Annotated in this window: 23 protein-coding genes; 9 read left to right on the top strand and 14 right to left on the bottom strand. The window is 42.5% G+C overall.

Features of this window, described 5'->3' with window-relative positions; translation table 11 throughout:
* Positions 1-119: 119 nt before the first annotated feature.
* Positions 120-1,817, bottom strand: a complete 1,698-nt coding sequence (locus tag MLD56_RS08030; protein WP_029516554.1) for a DUF4179 domain-containing protein — start codon at positions 1,815-1,817, stop codon at positions 120-122.
* A complete protein-coding gene (locus MLD56_RS08025) occupies positions 1,774-2,355 on the bottom strand; it encodes an RNA polymerase sigma factor (protein WP_238794812.1) in 582 nt (193 codons plus the stop codon). Before MLD56_RS08025 ends, MLD56_RS08030 begins: the two co-directional genes overlap by 44 nt.
* 608 nt (positions 2,356-2,963) lie before the next feature.
* On the opposite strand from MLD56_RS08025, the gene MLD56_RS08020 reads away from it, so the two are divergent.
* On the top strand, positions 2,964-3,734 hold the full coding sequence (locus tag MLD56_RS08020) for an ANT(4')-I family aminoglycoside nucleotidyltransferase (protein ID WP_029516553.1): 771 nt from the start codon (positions 2,964-2,966) through the stop codon (positions 3,732-3,734).
* Between the two features lie 436 nt (positions 3,735-4,170).
* Positions 4,171-4,719, top strand: a complete 549-nt coding sequence (locus tag MLD56_RS08015; protein ID WP_029516552.1) for a hypothetical protein — start codon at positions 4,171-4,173, stop codon at positions 4,717-4,719.
* A 107-nt stretch (positions 4,720-4,826) separates the two neighbouring features.
* On the opposite strand, the gene MLD56_RS08010 is transcribed toward MLD56_RS08015, so the two are convergent.
* Complete coding sequence (locus MLD56_RS08010; protein ID WP_029516551.1) at positions 4,827-5,210, bottom strand: DUF423 domain-containing protein; 384 nt, start codon at positions 5,208-5,210, stop codon at positions 4,827-4,829.
* A gap of 219 nt (positions 5,211-5,429) precedes the next feature.
* Here MLD56_RS08010 and MLD56_RS08005 point away from each other — a divergent pair, with 219 nt between their 5' ends.
* The 3 genes from MLD56_RS08005 to MLD56_RS07995 all read left to right on the top strand — a co-directional run bounded on the left by MLD56_RS08005 (position 5,430) and on the right by MLD56_RS07995 (position 8,570).
* Positions 5,430-5,903, top strand: a complete 474-nt coding sequence (locus MLD56_RS08005; RefSeq protein WP_029516550.1) for a hypothetical protein — start codon at positions 5,430-5,432, stop codon at positions 5,901-5,903.
* A 32-nt stretch (positions 5,904-5,935) separates the two neighbouring features.
* Positions 5,936-6,787, top strand: coding sequence for a DegV family protein (locus MLD56_RS08000; RefSeq protein ID WP_029516549.1), 852 nt, complete (start codon positions 5,936-5,938; stop codon positions 6,785-6,787).
* A 157-nt stretch (positions 6,788-6,944) separates the two neighbouring features.
* On the top strand, positions 6,945-8,570 hold the full coding sequence (locus tag MLD56_RS07995) for an S-layer homology domain-containing protein (protein ID WP_029516548.1): 1,626 nt from the start codon (positions 6,945-6,947) through the stop codon (positions 8,568-8,570).
* A gap of 69 nt (positions 8,571-8,639) precedes the next feature.
* On the opposite strand, the gene MLD56_RS07990 is transcribed toward MLD56_RS07995, so the two are convergent.
* Together MLD56_RS07990 and MLD56_RS07985 are read right to left on the bottom strand one after the other, a co-directional pair.
* Positions 8,640-10,229: an amidohydrolase gene (locus MLD56_RS07990; RefSeq protein ID WP_029516547.1), complete on the bottom strand. Its 1,590-nt coding sequence runs from the start codon at positions 10,227-10,229 to the stop codon at positions 8,640-8,642.
* Positions 10,230-10,274: 45 nt separating this feature from the next.
* The gene (locus MLD56_RS07985; protein WP_029516546.1) at positions 10,275-10,973 is read right to left on the bottom strand and encodes a 4'-phosphopantetheinyl transferase family protein; all 699 of its coding nucleotides are present in this window, start codon (positions 10,971-10,973) and stop codon (positions 10,275-10,277) included.
* A 227-nt stretch (positions 10,974-11,200) separates the two neighbouring features.
* Between MLD56_RS07985 and MLD56_RS07980 the strand changes: the two genes are divergently transcribed.
* Positions 11,201-12,667 (top strand): RICIN domain-containing protein, encoded by a 1,467-nt coding sequence (locus MLD56_RS07980; RefSeq protein WP_029516545.1) that lies wholly within the window; start codon positions 11,201-11,203, stop codon positions 12,665-12,667.
* Positions 12,668-12,776: 109 nt separating this feature from the next.
* On the opposite strand, the gene MLD56_RS07975 is transcribed toward MLD56_RS07980, so the two are convergent.
* Both MLD56_RS07975 and MLD56_RS07970 read right to left on the bottom strand, forming a co-directional pair.
* Positions 12,777-13,292, bottom strand: coding sequence for an acyl-CoA thioesterase (locus MLD56_RS07975; RefSeq protein WP_013309488.1), 516 nt, complete (start codon positions 13,290-13,292; stop codon positions 12,777-12,779).
* Positions 13,293-13,391: 99 nt separating this feature from the next.
* Positions 13,392-13,940 carry a helix-turn-helix domain-containing protein gene (locus MLD56_RS07970; protein WP_029516544.1) on the bottom strand — a complete coding sequence of 183 codons (549 nt, stop codon included), beginning with the start codon at positions 13,938-13,940 and terminating at the stop codon, positions 13,392-13,394.
* Positions 13,941-14,275: 335 nt separating this feature from the next.
* Between MLD56_RS07970 and MLD56_RS07965 the strand changes: the two genes are divergently transcribed.
* The 3 genes from MLD56_RS07965 (at position 14,276) to MLD56_RS07955 (ending at position 16,889) form a co-directional block, all read left to right on the top strand.
* A complete protein-coding gene (locus MLD56_RS07965) occupies positions 14,276-15,514 on the top strand; it encodes an MFS transporter (RefSeq protein WP_029516543.1) in 1,239 nt (412 codons plus the stop codon).
* Between the two features lie 323 nt (positions 15,515-15,837).
* Positions 15,838-16,563, top strand: a complete 726-nt coding sequence (locus tag MLD56_RS07960) for an AzlC family ABC transporter permease (RefSeq protein WP_029516542.1) — start codon at positions 15,838-15,840, stop codon at positions 16,561-16,563.
* Positions 16,560-16,889 (top strand): AzlD domain-containing protein, encoded by a 330-nt coding sequence (locus MLD56_RS07955; protein WP_029516541.1) that lies wholly within the window; start codon positions 16,560-16,562, stop codon positions 16,887-16,889. The genes MLD56_RS07960 and MLD56_RS07955 overlap by 4 nt, the downstream gene beginning before the upstream one ends.
* A gap of 42 nt (positions 16,890-16,931) precedes the next feature.
* Here MLD56_RS07955 and MLD56_RS07950 read toward each other — a convergent pair whose 3' ends face one another.
* The 7 genes from MLD56_RS07950 to MLD56_RS07920 form a co-directional block, all read right to left on the bottom strand.
* Positions 16,932-18,653: an ABC transporter ATP-binding protein gene (locus MLD56_RS07950; RefSeq protein WP_049816939.1), complete on the bottom strand. Its 1,722-nt coding sequence runs from the start codon at positions 18,651-18,653 to the stop codon at positions 16,932-16,934.
* A gap of 24 nt (positions 18,654-18,677) precedes the next feature.
* A complete protein-coding gene (locus tag MLD56_RS07945; protein ID WP_049816938.1) occupies positions 18,678-19,106 on the bottom strand; it encodes a response regulator transcription factor in 429 nt (142 codons plus the stop codon).
* A 33-nt stretch (positions 19,107-19,139) separates the two neighbouring features.
* Complete coding sequence (locus MLD56_RS07940; RefSeq protein WP_161626989.1) at positions 19,140-19,289, bottom strand: hypothetical protein; 150 nt, start codon at positions 19,287-19,289, stop codon at positions 19,140-19,142.
* Between the two features lie 49 nt (positions 19,290-19,338).
* Positions 19,339-20,118, bottom strand: coding sequence for a hypothetical protein (locus MLD56_RS07935; RefSeq protein ID WP_029516540.1), 780 nt, complete (start codon positions 20,116-20,118; stop codon positions 19,339-19,341).
* A 239-nt stretch (positions 20,119-20,357) separates the two neighbouring features.
* Positions 20,358-21,488: a radical SAM protein gene (locus tag MLD56_RS07930; protein ID WP_029516539.1), complete on the bottom strand. Its 1,131-nt coding sequence runs from the start codon at positions 21,486-21,488 to the stop codon at positions 20,358-20,360.
* A gap of 17 nt (positions 21,489-21,505) precedes the next feature.
* The gene (locus MLD56_RS07925; protein WP_029516538.1) at positions 21,506-22,198 is read right to left on the bottom strand and encodes an ABC transporter ATP-binding protein; all 693 of its coding nucleotides are present in this window, start codon (positions 22,196-22,198) and stop codon (positions 21,506-21,508) included.
* Positions 22,199-22,436: 238 nt separating this feature from the next.
* A complete protein-coding gene (locus tag MLD56_RS07920) occupies positions 22,437-23,171 on the bottom strand; it encodes an ABC transporter permease (RefSeq protein ID WP_029516537.1) in 735 nt (244 codons plus the stop codon).

The raw sequence follows: 23,171 nt of genomic DNA, 5'->3' as shown, positions 1-23,171 counted from the left end.
GTTATAAATTCCTTGGTTACAGGGTATGATTCAGGCTCTTTCTTGTCATAGCTACTTTGCACCAAGGGAGCATACCAAAAACGCTTCTCATCCATCAACCTCGATACATACCCGCTTGCTTATTTCAGGATGACGCCGTTCGTTCCCGTTTGCGGTATGACAAACGACCAATCGGCATCCTTGTACAAATGGTTGACGACCTTTCGTTTTAGCGTGAGCTGTTTCGGCATTTGATTTAGCCCATCAACGAAATATCCGGCATCCTCCTGCAGCTCGATTACACCTGAACGATCTGTTGTGTAGCCTCCGCCAAAAAACATCGAATACTCCTTATTATTTTCGTCAACGGCAACCCAAATGTCTTGCGTGAAGTTAGGACTACTGAAGATACCGCCTATCGGAATGGTCGCATACATTTTGCCCGAATTAGAACTGTTGGAACGAAGTTTGAGCCCCTTGAACAGATAAGCATCACCCGAGTCTTCGAATTTAACGGGATGCACAGCTGAAGTTTGAGCCGGGTCGAGCACGACCGACGCCTCGCTTCTCTCTCGAATTATATAGCCGTCCAATACGAATCGAATTTGCTGCTTATCATAGGCAAAATCATTAAACTGGTAGAACCAGTGCGTCTTGCCACTCCAACGGTCCAATCCAGATCGACGTCCGAATTCAGGGTCTCTGTTATCCCCAAGCCATTTCCCGTGTGCATCTTCCAGATGATACTTAAGCTCGTGGAACCCGCTTTGTCCGTTCAGCGCTCGGTCTGCGGCTTCTGGGGTCAACTCTGTAGTATATTCCAATGATCCGCCGCTCGGCGTCCGGGTAGCTCCCTGCATGTGAATACGTAAGCCGCTTGGCGTCTCATACGTTTTATCAATCGGAGTCAGCAACGTTTGCGCTTTGGCTTTGGTTAGATCTGCCTCCACATCCAGTCTCCAATCTCCTTTTACCGTTTTAATAGGAGCTTCCACATTAAGTTTGTCCGCATACAGCCTCAATTCACGGATATGTGCACTAAGCTGCAGCTTGTCGGTCAGTACCGGCCGCATAAAGTCGAACTCAATCCTACTAATATTCTCGTTGCCCCCTGTGCTTACTTCAAAAGGAACAGCGCCAACATCACCTCTCTGGTTATCAAAGAGGCTGAAATCGACATCTTGAATACTAAAATCCCCGGTTACAGCATTTCCTTCGACATCGAAAACTTCGATTCCGATAATCATTCTAGTCGAATCGGCGATAAGTTCGTTGACTTTCAGAGTGTAACCCTGATCTTTAGCACTGGCACCCGAAATCTGTACCAGTCCTGCTTCACGGACCTTCTTCATGCCATTATCCACATAGCTGTCTTTCGCAAACAGCGACCTCACCATATCTGCAAGAGTCGGCTGCGTATACAGCAGTGTGCTAACCACAAATACAACGACGGCGACCACCAAACTCCATACTTTAAACTGTGAAGTGCGTCTGGCAGCGCGGTAATGTTTCACCTGGGCGACGATGGACGTGTCATCGTACGCGGCTGCGTTCTGTTGCCGATTCCTGTATTCAGTCGGTCCCGTCAAGATCTGTGCCTCCGTTTCCGCTGGTTGCTCGCTCGGAGAGTATCTGGATACATCATGATCGCTCGCGTCGGCTCTGTCAGCTGGTTCGATCTCGATTCCTTCCAGCGCCAGCATCACCTGGTCGGTAAACTCATTAGATAGCCTTTCGTGAAACAACAAAATTTCCCAGTTTCTGTCTTCTATCGTCGATTTGCCGTCCTCTGTTTCAAGATTGGCTTTTTTCGTTGTTGTACGATCCCAGACTCTCATAACGTTGCCCCTCCTTGGCTTCTACGGTTTTGCGCAGACTGATTTTAGCACGGTGGACGGCGTTGTTAACCTGCCGAACCGACATGCCAGTAATACCAGCGATCTCCTTGTGACTCAGTTGGTTGGTGTAGCGCAGAATCAACACAAGTCGATAATGCTCGGGCAGCGTCTCTAACAAGCAATCCAATTCGAAACGCAGTTCCTTTTGCAGCAACTTCGATTCAGGTGTTTCACGTTCATATGTATCTTCCTGTGTCAGAGACTTTGGATCTTTTCGGCGTCCACGGTCCTTCTGCAAATTGACAGCAATTGTATACATCCAACCGGCAAAACTCTGCGTCGGGTTATGCGCTCCCAGTTTACGATAGGCTTTAAGTAGTGTCTCCTGAGTCAGATCCTGAGCATCCGCTTCGGAAGACCCCATCTTGCGGAACAATCCGTAAAGCTTATTCTGATAGCGCCGGACAATGCCCGCGTACGCTTGTTTATTGCCTTTTAGTACAGCTTCAATAATTGAATGATCGTCTGTCAGCTCCACGCGTTCCCCTCCTTTTAGGTCTGGCTTTTGTTTGTCTTGCTTCTAAGACTCCTAATCTGCATTTTTTCTCTCACTCGATCCATATAAAAAAGACCTTGAGTTTTTGTTGCCCTCGAGGTCTGAACATATGACTCATTCCTCTATGCCTAGTTCAGCTATGAGAAGATCAGCCTGTCCCGTTTTCATCTGTTTCTTTCTGGGCTAGTCCCATCCAAGTGCTATAGCGTAGGGCACAAGTATTGGGTTTACGAAGATTGATTCGAGAAAAGAAAATTATTGACCATAATTTTTCTAGTTCCCTTAAAAAATAACTTCTTCAGATCATCGCTTTACTCATAAAATATATGCATTAAACTTGCCGCTATTTTCCACAGCTCTCCAGCAACAATTTTCAGCTATGGATTCACCCTATAACCGCCCTATCATAGCCGTAAGCAAGATAGAAAAGGCAACATGCTTGCTAAAATAAACCCGTTTGGGTACAATCCCCATAACAAAATCGCTTGGGAGGAATTCGAATGAATCGAAAAAATGTCCCCCGTTAAGCCCGAGCTCCTCCATCCATGTTTTAGTTTCAACTCACCCTAATAAAACAGAGGAGGATACTAATGAACATGAATGGACCTGTCAACATTTCTCGAAGTGAGAGACTTCAGACTTGCCACGATATAGCTGCGAGGTTACATGAAGTATATAGAGACAAAATTCTGGCTATAGGGGTCTATGGATCTGTTGCCAAAGGTACTGACGGCCCTTTCTCGGACATTGAAATGTTTTGTGTACTAAGTGAATCAAACGGCCCCGTAGAATTTAGCCATGAATGGTCAGCGGGACCCTGGAAAGCGGAGGTGAACGTCTGTAGTTCAGACGTTCTTCTTAAAATTGCCTCTACTGTTGAGGGCGAATGGCCGTTGACACATGGCCCCTTCTTTTCCCCACTTCGTCTGTATGATCCTGAAGACTTTTTTTCTATATTAAAGGAAGCTGCCGAATCCCCCACAAAGGAAGATTTCAGGCATGCCATCAACGAAGTGCTTGTAGGTGAAATGTACGAGTTTATAGGAAAGCTTAGAAATATCCGTGTACATGGTCCTCTTACCTACTTGCCGTACTTGGTAATGCAGTTTGCTCAATATGGGGCTATGTTAGTTGGGTTGCATAATCAGAAGCTTTTCTCAACGGGTTCAATGGTTCTACCGGAGGCCCTGGAACTGCCGAGTCGTCCAGAAGGATTCGATCATGTAGTTAAGTTGGTTATGTCCGGAGATTTAGCTGAACCAGCGAAGATCATTTCAGCCTGTGAAGATTTCTGGAGTGGTCTTGTGAATTGGGCAGTCGAACATGACTACCTTATTCGATCACAACGGATCCCCTTTTGATCAAAAATAAAATTCGCTTTAATTTCACTTACTATAATATATTATGTTTTTTATATGCCCCGTCCCCCTTTCGTTAAGGGGGATTTTACTTTTCCTATGGATGAATAATACTTATCCGTTATGTTTTTCCACTGTAATATATTTAAAATTTAAACTACTTGATTTCACCCACTACCTCCTTTATTCTCTGTATATGTAACTCTGTCTTTGCTTTTCTATATCCGATGCTCACATACTTTTCTCATTCGTATACACATGCAAAAAATGTACAATTCCAGTGTACTCCATTAAAATTTTACACATAGAGCTTTATATAGATTTTATTTTTGTTAATATCCAACAACAGGGCCTTAGGCACTATGATAGATTACATTTTAATGATATATTGATAGGTACCATAAAAGACTAATTACCCATGGCTTGGGCTGGAGGATGTATGAAAAAGGAATCAAATCAAGACGAAACCAGTTATTTATTTAATGTAGATGTATTAGTTAAAGGCCGTTCGAATGTAGAGGCCCTTCAGTTCCTGCTTAATCTCTTGAGCCAAAACGAACACATTGCGGATAGCCGGATTCAATCCGGTATCGAACTTGGCAATTTAATTGAAGCTGCACTGTACCTAAAAAAACAGTCAGCCGTGAATAGCCCATCTGATGCAGCCGCTACGCTCGCGGAAAAATTCTCTAAAAAGAAATCAGCCGCAATTACGAACAAGCCGCCAGTCGTTCAAGAGATCAAACAATCCCACGTACAGCCAAAGCCTGCAACACAACAAGACCTTAGTACGTATGAATGGATCAAACGCTATATACATGATAATACGCTTGTACGGTTAATCGTAAACCGCTATGGTGGACAACGCAGCATTCCTTGCCGCATCCTCAATCTGGACCATGATAATAGCCTGCTGAGTGTGTATCATGTAGATGAGAAACAAGTGTACTCCTTTAAAATGAATGAGATCGATGAAATCACATCGTAAATGTAAATACTTCACCAAAAAACGAAGCATGAAAAAAGAGAACGGTCAGGAAAAACATGATGTCTTTCTTGTCCATTCTCTTTTTTTTGTATTATCCGAAAAGAACTTTAATCCTCTTTCTTCAGACCCATGGCAGCCCATGCCAGCAATATCCATCCTGCTATAAAACACACGCCTCCTAGAGGGGTGATAGCCCCCAGCACACGGATTCCGGTCAGACTTAGCACATACAAGCTACCAGAAAACAAAATGATACCCGTCAATAACAGACGAGCTGCCCATCTTAGACGGTTGGAAGGCCCCCACTGTCCAGCAGCCAACGCAATGATCAGCAAACCGACAGCGTGAATCATATGATATTTCACACCTGTTTCATATACGGCCAAAGCATCCGCGTCGATCCGGGCTTTCACAATATGTGCCCCGAACGCTCCAATGGCTACCGCCAACATCATCATTATAGATCCCGTAAATATCCATTTTCGTTGCATGTTTGTGTACTCCTTTTCATCTCATCCTTTTAGCCGAATGTTCTTCTTATTTTATCGAAACCGTATGAAGTTTACCAGCCAGCGTGTGTGAACAGACCGCATACAGAATTGGATGATTAGGCCCTGTCTTTTGAAGGGTAATGTGTAGGGTGGCTTGCTTTTTTGTTTATTTTGTGGAAAATTAGTACCTGTTCGGACTATGTTCAAGGAGTGGAAAAAATGAGTAACCAAGATCCTAATTTGCAAAAGCCTGCTGCGTCTGAGGAGCACCCTGTTTTTTCAGAATCTCCTGTGTTCCAGCCTCCGGTCAAGCTCAAACATTCTGGTCCCGGAATTGCTTCTTTTATTATGTCGCTTGTCAGTCTGATCGGATATACTATTCTGGCTATTATGGTTATTAATCTACTGGCTCATTTCGGCCAATACCAGACGATGAACCCGGAAATCGCTCTGCAGCAAACCGGAACGGTATTGCTTCCTTTTATTTTTTTAGGCAGCCTGTTGCTGAATTGTAGCGGACTTGTCGTTGGTATCATTGGAATTGCGTTAAAAAACCGTAAGAAGACCTTTGCTATTACAGGCTTAATCATTAATGCACTTATTATTGTAGGCTTTATTGCACTTCTTGCCATCGGTCTTTCCGTTCCGAATAGCACAGCGGATATCTATCCTTCCTCCGTGCAATCTTTATAATTTTTCTGCATCACACAGAGAGGATTCAATGTATGAACAAAATTAAAATTTTTGCCGACAGTACCAGTGATATTCCAACTCACTGGCGGCAACAGTACGAGATTAGCATTGTACCTTTGTATACGGTATTTGGTGATGAAGCATTGCAGGATGGGGTGAACATTCATCCGGAACAATTATTTCAACGTGTAAGTCGCGAGGGACATTTACCACGTACCGCCGCACCTTCTCCGTCGGATTTTATTCAAGCCTTTACGCCCTACATAGAACAAGGGGACGACATTTTATATATCAGTCTGTCTTCCGAGCTATCATCAACGTACCAGAATGCGCTACTCGCTGCCTCCGAATTTCCGGAAGGCCGCATTACGGTTTTTGATTCCTTGAATTTGTCGTGCGGCTTTGGCCTGCTTGTGATGAAAGCTGCTCGTGCGGCAACCAACGGCAATACGATAGAGCAGATTGTAGACATGTTGACGAAAACCAGGCCGCTAATAGATACGGAATTTGTCATTGATACACTTGAATACCTGTATAAAGGCGGAAGATGCTCAGGCATGCAAAATCTGATCGGCAGTCTTCTCAAAATTCGTCCGGTGATCAAAGTAATTGACGGAAAAATGACGCCAGCCTACAAAGTCCGCGGCAAACGTGAAAAAGCACTGGATCAGATGCTGCAAAACGCTCTGAATCAACGAGATCAGATGGATAACGATATCATTATTGTCGTGCACGCTTTGGCCGAGGAAGATGCGCTGATGCTGCAAGCTCGCTTGAAAGAAGAAACGAACGCACATGAGGTACTGCTAACTACAGCAGGCTGTGTTATTTCCAGTCATTGTGGTCCACAGACTATCGGTATTATGTATGCCAAAAAGGCATAGTTTATCCAATATCAGACCCGTTGCCGCATAGGTAGCGGGTTTTTTGGTATTTTTCCAGCAATTTAGCAATGAATAACTTTCCTCTTTTTGATAGTATTATTCGTCGAGTAACGAACTATGAATCTACAATCTATCATAAAAAAGAAGGTTATTTGGTATGAGTTCCAAACGATCACGTTGGTTAGCCAAGCTTACCCTATCAGCAACGGCAGCCATCACAATATTCACAACATTCTCTTCATACTTAGCTGCTCCAGCAGCAGCATCCGGCGCTACGTTCCAAGATACTGCACACAGCTATGCCTATCAGTCTATTATTTCCCTGCACGCTAAAGGAATTTTGAACGGTACACGACCTGGTTACTTCTCTCCTAAAAAGGCTGTTACCAGAGCCGAATGGGTTACCGCACTGGACCGTACACTCGGTCTGGAGCCTGTACAAGCACCCGTTCCCTCCTACCGAGATGTTGCCAAAAAGACGTGGTACTATGGATGGATTGAAGCGGCTTCGCAGCTCAATATCGTTCAGGGGGGAACGTCTGCCACATTCCAACCTAATAGTCCTATAACCCGTCAAGAAGCGGCTTTGATGATCGCACGTCTCATCCGCTCTTCGGGCGGATCAGGAGATGCTACTTCCTCCTTTACAGATACTGGCGAAATTGCAGATTGGGCTCTTGATGCGGTAATCACCGTAAATCGTTACGGCTTTATGAAAGGTGAAAGTAACTATTTTCGTCCTGCATCCTCTCTGACTCGTGAAGAAACAGCGGTCTTACTGGAGCGACTGCTAACGTATTCAACAAAACATGCTAACCAAACTGCTTCCACCGCTTCTTCCATCCGAATTGGCTGGCAATATGATCAAACCATTCAGCAGTTTGAAAATACGGTGCTCCAATCCAACATCAACACCCTGTCACCACGTTGGTTTTTTCTGAATGAAACAGGTATTATCAGCGATTATACCAATTCATCGCTGCTCACCTGGGCCAAACAGCATCATAAAAATATCTGGGCGATGGTAGGCAACCGTTCCAACCTGGCACTGACGCACCAAATTTTGTCCAGTGAGGTTCTACGAAATACAACCATAAGTCAGCTTGCTAATGCTGTATCTGTATACGGTTTGAACGGACTTGTCATTGATTTTGAAAATGTAGATGGTCAGGATCGTGCCCATTTAACATTGTTCGTCCAACAATTAAAAGCTAAGTTGAAGAGTCAGAATACGGTACTGGCGATTTGTGTATCTCCTGATTACGGAACGGACTGGACTGCCGCCTTTGATTATAAACAGCTTGGCGCTGCGGCAGACTATCTGATCCTGATGGGATATGACGAGCATTGGGGAGGTAGCTCGATCCCCGGCTCTGTGTCCTCACTGCCATGGCTTCGTGAAAGCGTGCGGCGTTTTGTACAAACCACCTATCCGGAGAAAGCGATCTTGGCGTTGCCATTATTTACACGGAACTGGACGCTTAACGCTAGCGGGCAATCAATCGCTTCCTCTGATATTTCACTAGATCAGCAAAACCAGCTCATATCCCGTTCCGTCTCCCAACCAATCTGGAATGAGGATATTCAGCAGTATACCGTGTCTTACAAAGACACGCAGCTTCATAAGCTGTGGCTCGAGGAAGGACGATCCTTCACTCGTAAGTATCGCTTGGGACAGGATGCTGGGTTTGCTGGCTTCGCCTACTGGTATGCGGGCGGAGCCAGCTCTGATCTGTGGTCCAGTGTAAAAAACGCTGACCGATTTATACAGCGTGGTTTATAAAATACAAAGCCTTCAACCTCACATGAAAAGTGAAGTTGAAGGCTTTTGGCATACATACTTAGCACCAGCCTATGACCGATATGCAACTTTCCCGTTTACAACTGTCATTCGTACCTTAACATCAAGTAAAGCTTGCGGGCTTTCCGATACATCACGGTCAATGACTGTAAAGTCAGCGGCTTTCCCTTCAGCTATCGTCCCTCTTTCATCAGCCTCACCAGCTGCTACTGCGCTTCCCGTGGTAAACAAACGAATGGCTTCATGTACATCCAGCTTTTCAGCGGGAAGATAGCCCTCATGCATTTCTTCCGGCTTGGCGCGAGTCACTGCCGCATGAATACCAAGAAAAGGGTTTAACGGCTCAATCGGCGCGTCACTACCTCCAGCACATGGAATGCCTGCTTCCAGTAGCTTTTTCCAGGCATATAAATATTCAGTCCGTTCTTTCCCCACCCGATCCAGTACCCAAGGGAAGTCACTTGCGACAAAACGGGGCTGGATGTCCGCGATCAGCGGCAGCTTCGCCATTCTCTTGACCAAATCACCCCTAAGCACCTGTCCGTGGATCAGACGATCTGGCAAACCGCTTTCCTCCGTGAGCGCATGGGCCTCCATCGCTGTCAAAATCATGTGCGCCGCCCCATCTCCTATGGCATGCACAGCCACGGGATAGCCTGCGGCTCTGACAGCAGCCACCATCTGATTCAGCTCCGGCTGCGGTTGGATCGCCATTCCGCAGGTATGCGGAGCATCACTATAGGGTTCAGACAATAATGCCGTTCTTCCACCAATAGCGCCATCGGCAAACATTTTTATCGCACCGATTTTAAACCACTCATTTCCGGTACCTGCACGCAGCCCTTGCACTTTCGCTTCTTCCAAAAATGGATGATAGATGAGCTGGTGTGTGCGAAAAGGAAGGCCTTCTTCTCTCAGCTCCCTGTAAATTCGCTGCATCGTCTCCACGCTGCCCAAAAAACGTAAATCCTCTGTGTGCGCAGCAGTCAAACCAAGCCTTAACGCATCCATAGAAGCCCGCCGAATCGTATCCTTCTTAACCGAATAATCCGGTTCTGGCTGCACGCTAGTAAAGGCAAAGGAGGCTTCCTCATAAACCAATCCGTTCAACCGTCCATCTGCGTCTCGTCCATAGGCCCCCGAAGCCGGGTCAGGGGTGTCCTCGTTAATACCCGCACGTCGAAATGCCTCTGAATTGGCCAAAAACGTATGAAAGCACGTACGAGTGAGATATACCGGATGCTGATCTGTAATGGCATCCAGCTCGGATATATCCGGAATTTCAACAGGAATAAAAGCATTTTCGTTCCAGTTAAGTCCTAAAATCCACTCTCCCGGCGGTGTTACAGCGACCCGTTTGCGTAGCATAGCCAGCATCTCGCCCTTGGAGGTAGCTGATGTTAAATCGAGCATAGATAACTTCATACCATGCATAGATAAATGCATATGTGAATCGGTTAAGCCTGGCAGTACATAGGCATCTTCCCAATCCACGGTTTCATATTCCTTACCGGACAACTGCAATTCAAGCTCCCGAGCATATCCGACGGCCTGTATCCGACCCTGCTGTACAACGATGGAGTCTCCTTTGGAAGCCCACTCCCCATACAACCGGCCGTGCTTGAACAAAACGAATGTCAACGCCACTCATCTCCTTTTTTCAACTATACGCATACCCACTTCATATTACGCCTGTGTTGCCACTTCCAAGCGTAGTGTATTTATATCTATCTGCTGCACCTGCTCGGCAAATTGGTCATGAGCTGCACAGACAGCCATTTTATAATCCTGATCCAGCTCATACTGCTTAAAATGATAATACTCGGTGGTAAAGCCCTCTGTCGTGAAGCCTATGAATGGTTGTGCCTTTAGCTCAAATGAAAAAGACTTCAACGGTAGGGTTAGTCCCTGCCCCTCGGCCTTCACAAAGCTTTCCTTAAGCGTCCATAGATCGTAAAAATAGGATAAGCGGCTGTCTGCATCCTGACGCATTAACGCATCATACTCTGTGTCCGAAAAGCACACCCTACCTACCTCAAAATCAATAGGACGGAGCTGCTCAATGTCGATTCCAAGCGGGTGATCATCAATAGCGCATACCACCCATTTTCCCGAGTGAGAAACATTAAAATGGAATGCAGGTGCATTTATTAAGGAAGGCTTACCGAATGCATTGTATGTAAATTGAAGACTGGCATTCGATACCTTCAATTGCCGACAGGCCAACCATCTTAGCAGTACATCGGCATATAAGCCCCTCAAAGCATCTTCCCGATGTAAAAAACGATCTAACTTGTGCTGCTTTTCTAGTGAAACCCGAGGTACCAGTAATTCGTAATGCTCCTCAGCTTCCGGCTTGCTCGTATCAATCGCGTATATTTTCATGGTCGCCTCCTATATACCTAATGAATATCAGCCAGTTTGTAACACTCACCGTTCGATGGAAGTCTGTTAGATATGGATGGCGTGTGCCGTGTACATGGTCAATATACTACTCTAGCACTTTCAATTCAATATGGATACAATTGGGATAAGTAGCTCTATTAAAACTACTTTATAGAGTCCATTAATGAAAGCGCTTTAAAATAAAGCATACAGAGGAGGACGAAACAATGAAATATGATTTTGCCCGCTTGCTGTGTATTATGCTCTCTATTTTGCTGACGTTGAGCATTTTTCAGATGTTTTCACCTAAGATCGCTTCAGCCGCTTCAGCGAATGTCGTGAATGGCATTCAGTTTAAAGATACAGATGGAAACGTAGTCCATGCCCATGGGGGTGGTATGATTAAAGTAGACGGTTACTATTATTGGTTTGGTGAAAATCGTAATCCCAACGGCACGTTCAAGGCGGTATCCGCCTACCGTTCCTCTGATTTAAAAAACTGGGAGTTTCGTAAAAACGTACTGACCAGCAGCTCCGCCGTAGAGCTGAATGTTTCGAATATTGAACGTCCGAAAGTGATTTATAATGAAAAAACACGCAAATACGTATTATGGATGCACAAGGAGAATGGGGTTAATTACAACGAGGCCCGAGTGGCTGTCGCCTCCTCCGATACGGTGGACGGCGATTACACATATCAGGGTAGCTTCCGTCCTCTGGATTACGATTCGCGCGATATGACCGTATACAACGATAACGGTACAGCTTACCTTATTTCGGCTACCCGGGTAAACGCGGATCTGAACATTTATCGTCTGACACCGGATTTTCTGCAAGTTGAATCGCTGGTGACTACACTTTGGCCTGGACAATACCGTGAAGCTCCAGCGATGTTCAAAAAAGGAGACGTCTACTTCCTGATTACATCAGGGGCGACCGGCTGGAATCCCAATCAGGCCAAGTATGCTACCGCATCCAGCATTGAAGGAACCTGGAGTAATACGATAAACTTTGGGGACGGTACGACTTATGGTTCACAGTCGGCTTACGTGATTCCTGTTGAAGGTGCCCAGACAACTTCATACCTGTATTTGGGCGACCGTTGGGCGGGTGCGTGGAGCGGTCCTGTGCAGGATTCTCAATATGTATGGTTGCCACTGCGTTTTCCAACAGCGACTTCATTAGCTATGGATTGGTTCGACAGCATTAATATTGACACCGCCAGTGGTGTGGTCGAGGGGATAACGACCCCAATTGCCATTGATCCGGATGCCTATTATCAGCTAGTGAATCGCAAGAGCAATAAGCCACTAAGCATTATTGGCAATGCAACGACGGACGGCGCAGACCTGGAACAGCGTGCAGATGCGGGAACAGCAAGCCAACAATGGCAACTCAAAGATGCAGGCAGCGGATATTATAAAATTGTGAACCGCAGCAGCGGAAAGCTAATTGGTGTTGAAAGCGGTACTACAACGGATGGTACAGTTATTGAGCAGTGGAGCGACGGAGGCTGGTCCAGTCAGCACTGGCAATTAGTATCCGTAACCGGTGGTTATTACAAGCTGAAAAATCGGGCAACTGGCAAGCTGATCGATATTTCTGAAGGCGCCACCGCCGATGGAGCCAAAGCCATTCAATGGGGCGATAATGGTGGGACAAATCAGCATTTCCGTGTAGTTAAAGTAGAATAGCCCAAGTTATTTTCAAAAGGAGCCGTATTCCGAGCAGATCATGGTGACTGCTAACGGAAATAACGGCTCCTTTTTACGTAAAACGATGAAATTGATAATCTTTAGTACGTTACAGTTCCCACGGATAATCTGTTGTCAGAAAACTAGCCAGCTGCTTGCTTTCTTCCCTCCGCTGACGCCGTATGGCTGCGCGTGATGGAGCCGTCTGGTGCAATTGTAACTGCTCTTCTGTTTCTGGAATCACCTGCGGCACGGTCACTTTACGGTTGTTCTCGTCCAATGCCACAAAGGTCAGGAAGGCGGTGGCTGCGATTTTTCGGTCGCCAGTCATTAGTCCTTCACGAATTACCTTTACGAACACCTCCATCGAGCTACGGCCTGTCCAGGTTACGAACGCTTCTAGCGTGACAGAATCACTCGGATGGATAGGTAGCAAAAAATCCACCGAATCCGTAGAGGCTGTAACTGTGTTCGTACGACACAGCTTAGCAGCTGCAATAGATGCGATATCGTCGATATACGACATCAATCGGCCGCCGAAGAGCGTGTTATGATTGTTGATATCGTTGGGAAATACTCGGGATGTCTTAAAGCAGTAGGTTTCTCGGATGTACTTGCTTTCCATGGGTTCTTTCCTCTCTTTTCCTCGTTGCTCTCTTTTATATCTCAGGATTTTGCAAAATCCTGATGTGGAAGCCTGTTTTAGACTATGCTAATCATCCCACTAATCCGCATAATAAATCAATACATAAAAATCGGCATCCTCATCCGAATCATTGCGGTAGGTATGTATGTCAGATACTTGAAATTGCACGGCATCCCCTGCACTCAGCTTGAGCTGTTGCCCCTGCATCTCAAAGTACATTTCCCCACGGATCATGAGAATCGTTTCCTCTCCCAGATGCTTCTCTGCCTGGTGTGTAAAGCCTGGCTTCAGACTTACCGTGAACACCTCAAACTTCTTTTCCGCGTGATACGGGAATACAGGGTAAACAAAATAGTTACCGTCCTCATCAATAACCGGATGCAGGTCTTCCCTTCGAATCTTCGTGATTTGCGGCGGGTCTTCTTTAAGAAAGGTGGAGAAGGATACGTGCAAACCGTTCGCAATTTTCCAAAGGGTTGTTACCGTAGGATTGGATTTCCCCTTCTCAATCTGAGCCAGCATCCCTTTGCTGACCCCTGTCAGTTCAGCCACCTTATCCAAACTTAATCCTCTAGTCTTCCTGATTTGAGCCAAATTAGAGCCAATAATATACTGCATTGAATCCACGGACGATGCCTCCTTGTATCCAAAAGTCTATATAAGAAGAATACACAAAAGACTGTGTGTTCGCTATATATAGAAGCCTATCAAGGTATATACAAGGCTTAAACGGGAAGTAGGCATGCTATAATTTACTGTAATATGGTCAGGTTCCTCGTTAACTTCAACATGCCAATAAAAACATTTGACATTGAATATAAATGTCCTTAAACTTCACTTATTAAAACGTTTTTGAAAACCATTGTAATATCCTGAAGGAGGGCTGCTATCCTATGACTTTTCCGTCCCTGAACACCCAACAGGTGAGAAAACCAACGTTGACTATCTAGGAGGGACTAAATTTGAATCCGCAAACCCGCAAGTCCCGTTACATGTACACGATGCAGCTGGCGACAATTTTTATTGGCTTTATTGTATTTGGCATCTCGGAAAATATTAAAGGCCCTGCTATTCCACGCATTCAATTCGACTTCAATCTGGATGAACAGCAGCTCGGAACATTGTTGTCTCTAAACGCACTTGGTTATTTGATTGCCTGCTCGTTCACCGCCGTTCTTGTCCGTAAGTGGGGAATCAAGGCGGTCAGCATCATTTCCTTTGCTTCCATGATCATCTCGGGAGTGTTCATCTATCTGTCGCACACGTATCCTTTCTTCGCCTCGTCCTACTTCTTGATGTATATTGGGAACGGCATGCTGGAGATTGCGCTCGCCATTTTGGGGGCGAGGATTTTTGTGAAAAATACCGGCACGATGATGAATTTGTCCCACTTTTTCTATGGGCTCAGCTCAACAGTCGCCCCTTTGCTGGCGACGGGAGTCATGTCACTGACGGTATTTGGACATACGCTGGACTGGCGGGGGATGTATCTGGCTATGTTGTCGCTCTGCCTGCTGCCGATTGTGGCCGCGCTGCTCAGTACCTTCCCGGGAGACGATCTGCAGCATGAGGAACGGACCTCACTCAAGACCCTAACCCGCGATCCGGCACTCTGGATGATGGTAATGATCCTGTCGTTTGGGGTAGTCTCTGAGCTCGCAGTTGGGGGCTGGCTAGTCAACTTCTTAGAGAAAGCGTATTCATGGAGTACGGTGAAGGCGTCCAGCATGCTCTCAGCGTTCTTTCTTACCTTCTCGTTGGGGCGCCTGTTGCTTGGTCCGCTCACTGACCGGATGGGGTTTGTGCTTTCGACGATTCTATTCTCCGCCTTCTCAGCGATATGTACGTTCGCAGCAATCGCGGGTGGGGAGAGACTGGCGTTTCTCTTTGCCGTATCGGGTGCAGGCATTGCAATGATCTATCCGACCGTGATGGCGTTCATAGCACGGAGATATCCGAAGGACAGTGATACAGCTATTACGTTCGTCGTCACGCTGATGGGTATAGGTAGTGTCATTGGCAACTATGTGATCGGCTGGGTAATCGAAGGGGTCAAGATAGTCTACGGCGCAACTACTGAGCTTGGCATGTTGCGCGGGCTCCAGGCGGGATATGGAGTTATCGGTCTATGCGCAGCCATCTGCGCGGTCTCGGGAATTATTCTCTACAGATATCTGAAAAAACGGCAGGAGCTTATATAAGTCACCATCTTAGGGTTGTCCCATAAGTCATGAACTGACTGGGACACCCTTTTTTTACGAACTCCCCATTCAGTCAAAACAGTCCTTGTATGAACACATCCGATTTGAACACCGCTTTTGGATGCTGGCTGCTGCCAAATCGTCTGCAACCGGAACACGAGCGAAGCTTTTTGGTAAATACATAGTCTTCTTTGGGTTGTCATAGTAAATCAAACAGCTTTTTAAGGATTATTCAATATAACATACAATTGTATAATATATTGATACTTCATAACTTCCGTTATATACTATTATAAAATTTATACACTGGGGGTAAGGTTAAAATGTCCATAGCTTCGGAGTTGAGCGGAACCAAGCACGATTCACTCAGCTTTTTACAAGGGGTTAAAGATTGCATTCCTACATTGCTTGGTTATGTATGCGTTGGGTTCGCGGCAGGGATTGTGGGCGCTTCGTCAGGGGTTAGCACCATGGAAATTGCCCTGATGTCGGCGCTTGTATATGCAGGAGCCTCCCAGTTTATTATGTGCTCAATGCTGGCTGTAGCCAGTCCTCCATCCGTCATTATTTTAACGACATTCATTGTAAATGCCCGCCACCTGCTGTTAAGTGCGTCGCTGGCTCCTTACTTTTCTAAATATTCACTATGGAAAAACATAGGTATCGGCGTTCTTTTGACGGACGAATCCTTTGGGGTAGCGTCTGATAAATTGGCTAAAGGCGGACAGGTCAGTGACCGTTGGATGAACGGGCTTAATATTACAGCTTATCTCGCCTGGATTGCATCCTGTGTGGCAGGAGGGATTCTCGGAAACTGGATTTCCCGACCGGAGGTTTTTGGTCTGGATTTTGCCTTGCCTGCGATGTTTCTTGCCCTACTCATTTCCCAGCTCCAAAGTGTCCATACCTCCAAACTCAAGCATCGTCTGCTGCTTGTGCTATGTATGGCTGTTCTGATGTACCCTTTGTCCTGGTGGGTGCCGTCACATATTGCTGTCATTGTAGCGACCATGATCACCGCAACGATTGGAGTGTTAACCGACAAATGAACATTAATCCCCATGTCCTGTATATCATTATCGGTGCCATGATTGTCACGGCGATCCCAAGGATCATTCCCTTTGTCGTGCTGCAAAGGCTGGCGCTACCCAAGCCAGTGCTACAATGGCTTTCCTATATTCCTATTTGTATTTTCACTGCACTCGTGATGGAAAATCTACTCGTCCGAACCGAGACCTCCGTCACTTTTAATGGGCAAGTGCTTATGGCTGTCTTTCCAACGCTAGTGACCGCCTTGTGGAGCAAAAACCTGCTGGCTACCGTCGTTGTCGGTATTGTGAGTATGGCTGTAGTTCGACTTTTATGGATGGGGTAGATCAAAAAAGGGTGTAGAACTAACTATAGTTAAATCGTGAAATCAAGTATATATAGGTTGTGTCTGATTTATTGAAGAATCATTTACAAATTTATATAAATGATAAAAATGACCTTTATTCTCTATTAAATAATCAAAGGAACCTTCTTCTACTACTCTTCCATCTGACATAACAAATATCTTATCATATTTCTGCAATGCAGCTTTAGACAAACGATGCGTTACTACCAAACATGTAATAGTTTCGAGACCTAATATCACCTCTTCAATGGCATTCACCGTTTCACTATCCAAAGATGAAGTTGCTTCATCAAGGAGTAATAACGGTGTTTGCCTAATTAAGGTTCTGGCAATCGCAATTCTTTGTTTTTCTCCCCCTGATAGCCTCCCTCCTTTTTCACCAATCTGTGTGTCCAAACCATAAGGCAATTTATCGATAAGTTTATTAAGCCCAGAGGCACTTATCACATTGGAAAGAATCTCATCTTGGAACGATTGATACATTGTAATATTTTCTTTAATACTGCTATCGAATAAAAAAACGTCTTGCTGCACAACCGATTCTAACCGACACCAATCCTCAGCAGATATGAACTTTAAATCCAAATCATCTACATAAATAATTCCATCATAATCATCATATTGTTTCATTAGGAGCTTAAGCAAAGTAGACTTTCCAGACCCGCTAGGCCCTACAAGGGCATATTTTCCCCCTTTATTCAAAACCATGTTAATATCATGTAAATTTAGGTGATTTCGGGCATAACCAAAGCTCACATTTGTAAAACGAACAGAGTGTTCTATTGATGTTTTTTTTATATATTGGTTACCATCCTGATCTTCGTGTAAAATTTCTAATATTTTAGCCGAAATATCACGCAATGCCCTAATTTGAGTTATATATTGAATACTCATATATACTGGATTGACAACTTTATTAGTCAACTGTACACAAGCGATCATAGTACCTAGTGTGATAGCTCCTCGAATTGATAAAAAACTGCCAACAAGAAATACAGAGATAAACATTACTCCGCCAAATACATCGCTCAATGAGCTTACATAAGCATTTAATTTAAAAAATAAATACTTATTATTTTCAACGACAGTATTATTCAAACTAAATTGCTGCTCCACATGTTGCTCTACTCCATAGCTTTTAATAACAGCAAATCCAGAAAAAACATCATTTATTTTTATCGTAAATTTTTCTAAAGCATCTGCAATATTTCGTTTTCCAGCTCGGATTTTTTTTTCAAAAATACGTGGAATTAAAATAGATATTAGTGTAAGTAAAAGTAATATAACAACAATATTAGGACTCAAAACAAACATAGCAAAAAGAGCCGCCAAAAACGAAACTCCTGTACTGGTCAAAGAAAATATATTTTTTAAGTAATCATCCTCAATCATTTTAATATCATTATTCATGATCGAAATGTACTTTGCACTATGGTTTGAAGTAAACTGAGAATGGTCTTTATATAGAATATGTTGGAAAACAATCTCTTTTAAAAGCAACACCGTCTTACAGAGATAAGAAGATTGCGATAAATTGGAAAACATTTTTACGAGAGAGTTAATTATAATGAAGCCTATTGCAATTAAGGAAATTTCAATAAACTGCTTTTCCCCCTGCGATGTGGCGGTGTCTATTAAACTTTTGAATATAAAGGCTAGATAAATATCGAGCAAACTAGCGAGACTGATCATAAAAATGACTACAAAAAACCTATATTTATATTTAAATAGAAATAAAGTCATTTTCCTGCCTTCAGAAAAAGGTATTCACATATGAATTATTCCTTTAGACTTAGCTGCCATTACGGCCTCAGTTCTTGTATGAACATTGAATTTACTAAATATATGTGTCAAATGATATTCGACTGTCCTCTGGCTAACATATAAAAGGGCTGCTAGCTCTTTGTTGCTTTTTCCTAGTGCTAACCCTTCTAGAATTGAGCGTTCCTTAGGGCTGATTAATATATCATCATATTCTGGAATGGTATGTAAGCTTTGAAATAATTCCATTGGTAACGTAGCCAATCCATCTAAAGCATTACGAATGGTCCGCATCAATTGTGCCGATGTAGCTGTCTTATACACAATGCCGGAGATGCCAAGTTTCAATAACTGCTTTATTTTGGGAGACTTATGGTTTGAAATGCTTATTATTATTGGCCGATCTCTTCTGTATATGGGCTCCAGCTCATCCAAACTGATTAATTCTATATCACAAACTAATAGTTGCTAATCCTCAAATATACCTTTTTCAATAAAATCAGTATACGATCTAAAAAAAAATGCATACATGTCCTTTTCCGGCTCAATCCATACTTTGAGTTTATTTTGCCAAGTCAATTGATTTTCTATGATTACAATGGTATTTATATCGATCACCCCCTTGCCTCCTAGAGCTAAAATAAAGGCTCACTGAATGTAAACCAATTTATTTACCATAAATTTCGTACCTTTTTGAATTAAATAGTAAAGCTGCAAAACTTCCTGAAATTATTGTAACAATTACATTCATTACTACTGAATCCCAATGAATTGTTTCTTTAATGTCGGGAAAGGTTGGTCGATTGGAAAAGGTACTTATTGTAAGCATATTGGCGTACTGTTTAAAAGATTCTAGTGATGATGTTCCAATGCTCCAATGCCAAGACCCTTTTATTATTAAAGCAAATTGAAAGCCGATTACTGCAATAAAAATAAAGGCAATCAATAGGTGACCTGTCGCTACCTTTTTACTCACCCATTTTGCTAAAGAGATTGCAAACCCCATCAATGAAAGCCCACTTAACATTCCAAAAAACTTTGAGCAAAATAAATATAAAATACCTTCGGAAGGACTAGTTGACTGCACAATGCGCGTTAAGTATAACCCTTGCGGATTAAGAAAAATCTCTATGAGAGTTGCCCCCCATACAACCATAATTCCAATTAAAAATACTATTGATTTAATAAAAAATAGACTTGATGTTTTGAGTGGTAGCATATGATTAAGTGTCATTTTTCCTATAAAAAACTCATTGTAAAAGTCCATAAATATGTAAATGGGTATCAATATCCCTATAACCATATTGATTAGTAGATAAGAGAATGCTAATTGTTGATGATTATTAATTAAAAAATGAAGACTAAATATACCGCTTAAGATCGTAAGAATAGCAAACACCATAAAATGTCTTTTGATTTCTACTTTAAATATATGAGAAAATAACATATTAAGCCCCTTTTCAATGAAATAGCCGCCTGTTTAGTAAAAAACAGGCGGTAATACAGAAGATTTTGTTTAAACATACAAGACACAAGAATTTTTGTTATCTACAAGACAAAATGCAGGAGTTACAGAGTTCATTACTTTTTGAGGTTTTACAATCCACCGCATTCAACTCACCTCCTTTCAAATATATTAATAGCTATAGTTAAATTTTCCAGATTTATTGATGACGAAAGTTAAAACTAAGCATTTGAATTAAGTTGTTCAATACTAAAATTTTCGCTAATATGTCCAATTAAATAGTTCTTATTTCCAACAGTATTCCAACACTTCTGAATACCTCCATCTGGCTGAATGACCATAGAGTTAGCTGCGATTGCTGCGCAAGCAACCGGTTCATACTGAGGATAGTAAGATATATTCAACCCTTTTTCTAATGCGCTTTCGTATAACTTTATTATTACCTTTGAAAAATCTTTATTCGCATAACAACTGCTGTTACTGACGCACCCCCCTGCACTATATTCAGTAGTTGCTGAAAAATAAATGCTTACTTTCTCTTTGAAAAGTTGCCTCCCCATATATTCCATATACTCATTCATAAAATGAATATTATCCAAATCCACATTTGTTCTAATCGTAATATGGATAAATTCACATGATTTATTAATATTTTCTATTATCTTATCAAAAGTGCCTTCTTTATTAGCTAATATTCTTCTTTGATCGTGGCTTTTTTTTGATCCATCTATTGTAATTTGGATTCTTTTAACACCTAATTCTTTCAATTTCTTAGCCCGGTCAGGTGTAAGTAAGTATCCATTACTTACCATAAAATGATCAATAGATATTTTATTTTCATTAGCGATAAAGTTTATACGCTCCATAAGACTGGTTATATTTTTAAATTCAAGTAATGGTTCGCCACCTGTCCAATTCACAATGATGCGTTTAAAATATAATTCTTCAATTGACTTTTCTATATAAGTCAGAATTTCATTCTGTATTTTTTGAGAAAAAGCTCTCTTCCCTGATTTAGACGTCAAATTTTCAAAACAATAAGAACATCTAAAATTACAGCTAAATGTAGGCAAAATAGTTAAATTCAAGGTCTCATTCTGATGTCTAACTATTTTGAACTGTTCCTCTATCTGGTCTAGTTCTTTTATAGGCCCTACATATAGGAACTGACCTTGAAGTAATTGTTCTTTCTCTGCACAATGTTCAAGATAGTCCATATCTTTTTGAATTAAGGCATTATACAAACCCTTATGTATTTCACCGAATCCATTCGATAAGCTGTTATAAATTAAATAACTTTCCTCATCAGAATCATTTAATAGCAAATATTCGTTGTAAGATGAAACTCGCAAAATTAATCCTCCTCATCTTAGATCATAGACTTGAATATTTCCTCTATAGACTGTTCATATTCGTCTCTTATATCTTTTACATTTCCTTGTAGCAGTACCTTTCCGTCATTCACAAATGCTACATCAGTAAATAATTTTTCAACATCATTAATTAAGTGAGTACTTATAATAACCGCACTAGTAGGATCAAAGTTATCAAGTATAATTTGTATAATCTTATCCCGTGTAGAAGGATCCACAGCCGCCAAAGGTTCATCCAAAATATACAGCGTTGCTTTCCTTGCAAAAGCCAAGGAAATACTTAATCTTTCCTGCATTCCTTTAGATAAAGATTTAATTTTGTCGTTTATATCCAAACCCAATGATTTCACCATTTTGTATGCTAAACCTCGGTTAAAATCGACAAAAGAATGTTCAAAAAAAGCAATAGCTTGCTCGATGGTCATCCACTGGTAAAGAAATTCTCTGTCAGGCAAATAAGAAACGATCTTCTTCGTTTCAACACTAGGCTTCAAACCTTTAATACGAATCTCACCTCTATAATCCCTCAGCAGAGATACGATGAGTTTCATTAATGTCGTTTTCCCTGCTCCATTGGGACCAAGAAGTCCTAAGATAGTTCCAGGCTTTATTGAAAGAGTTAATGAGTCAAGAGCTTTTTTACTACCATACTTCTTTGTAACATTATTACAATTCAATATATAATCCAATATACCAACCCCTTATAAGTATCCTATAATATTATTTAAAACTTTTTTATTTTCACATTTTTTCCAAAAGGAGTGCTCTTTCTTCTATATATTACTATCTGATTTGAAAGTAAACAACGCAATTTTTCCGCAAGATTTTGTCGTTATTTTTGTAATCATTGTTTATTTCAATTAACTTGTCGACTAAAAGGATCGCTTAAAGCGGATAGTTATGGATTACATCCTCATGATATCCTAACTACAACCAATCCCTATTCACAAACATCTTTCTCCCACCATACAGATAGGCTAAAAACGTAAAAATGACAATCAATCCGAGGCTGTAAGGCTCAACTCTGGGTGCATAAGTCGCTGTTTGCGGCATCATAATATAATAAGGAATCGTAAAAGGAAACCACGCACCTATGGAAGAGTGAAAGCCTGTTATGACAATATTAGGAACCACACAACAAATAGACATCCCCAGAGAAGCTCCAAAATTCCGAATTTTTATCGAGAGCATAAGCTGTAGTGCTGCCAGGGGAAAAATCCCGATCCACCCTCCCAAGCCGGTAGAAAGAACGACAGACCAAGGGATTTCTCCTGGAGCACCTGCTATATTTCCACTTACAAAATAGCCCAATATAAATATAAGCTGATCAAGACCCAGTATGAGAATGAGCAATATATATTTTGCATAATAAATTTGCTGACGAGGATACGGGCTGCTTAATAAAATCTTCCATCCCCCATCCCGATGCTCATACGCACACAAAAGAGAAGCGATAATCCCACAATAGAGCGGATAAAAAAACATAGAGTGAAATTGCGCTGAATACGTATATAAAGTTAACCAGCTGGGCGAAAAAAACTGTTTCAAATCGTTCAGCTCGAGGACTCCCATTAAAGAATTTATGACCGCATCCAATATAATGAGAATCCATACCATGATCCATTGAAGCTTTATCGTCTCTACGCGTAAAATAGAGCCCAT

Source organism: Paenibacillus peoriae, from assembly GCF_022531965.1.
In the GTDB taxonomy this organism is placed as follows: Bacteria; Bacillota; Bacilli; order Paenibacillales; family Paenibacillaceae; genus Paenibacillus; species Paenibacillus polymyxa_D.
The sequence above is the reverse complement of the archived record's forward strand: the minus strand, read 5'-3'. Positions and strand labels throughout refer to the sequence as shown.

Coding starts and splice junctions, on each gene's coding strand:
- MLD56_RS07980 (WP_029516545.1), top strand. CDS start 11,201: ATGAAATATGATTTTGCCCGCTTGCTGTGTATTATGCTCTCTATTTTG.
- MLD56_RS07985 (WP_029516546.1), bottom strand. CDS start 10,973: ATGAAAATATACGCGATTGATACGAGCAAGCCGGAAGCTGAGGAGCAT.
- MLD56_RS08020 (WP_029516553.1), top strand. CDS start 2,964: ATGAACATGAATGGACCTGTCAACATTTCTCGAAGTGAGAGACTTCAG.
- MLD56_RS08005 (WP_029516550.1), top strand. CDS start 5,430: ATGAGTAACCAAGATCCTAATTTGCAAAAGCCTGCTGCGTCTGAGGAG.
- MLD56_RS07960 (WP_029516542.1), top strand. CDS start 15,838: ATGTCCATAGCTTCGGAGTTGAGCGGAACCAAGCACGATTCACTCAGC.
- MLD56_RS07955 (WP_029516541.1), top strand. CDS start 16,560: ATGAACATTAATCCCCATGTCCTGTATATCATTATCGGTGCCATGATT.
- MLD56_RS07935 (WP_029516540.1), bottom strand. CDS start 20,118: ATGTTATTTTCTCATATATTTAAAGTAGAAATCAAAAGACATTTTATG.
- MLD56_RS07950 (WP_049816939.1), bottom strand. CDS start 18,653: ATGACTTTATTTCTATTTAAATATAAATATAGGTTTTTTGTAGTCATT.
- MLD56_RS07995 (WP_029516548.1), top strand. CDS start 6,945: ATGAGTTCCAAACGATCACGTTGGTTAGCCAAGCTTACCCTATCAGCA.
- MLD56_RS08015 (WP_029516552.1), top strand. CDS start 4,171: ATGAAAAAGGAATCAAATCAAGACGAAACCAGTTATTTATTTAATGTA.
- MLD56_RS08000 (WP_029516549.1), top strand. CDS start 5,936: ATGAACAAAATTAAAATTTTTGCCGACAGTACCAGTGATATTCCAACT.
- MLD56_RS07975 (WP_013309488.1), bottom strand. CDS start 13,292: ATGGAAAGCAAGTACATCCGAGAAACCTACTGCTTTAAGACATCCCGA.
- MLD56_RS07920 (WP_029516537.1), bottom strand. CDS start 23,171: ATGGGCTCTATTTTACGCGTAGAGACGATAAAGCTTCAATGGATCATG.
- MLD56_RS08010 (WP_029516551.1), bottom strand. CDS start 5,210: ATGCAACGAAAATGGATATTTACGGGATCTATAATGATGATGTTGGCG.
- MLD56_RS08030 (WP_029516554.1), bottom strand. CDS start 1,817: ATGAGAGTCTGGGATCGTACAACAACGAAAAAAGCCAATCTTGAAACA.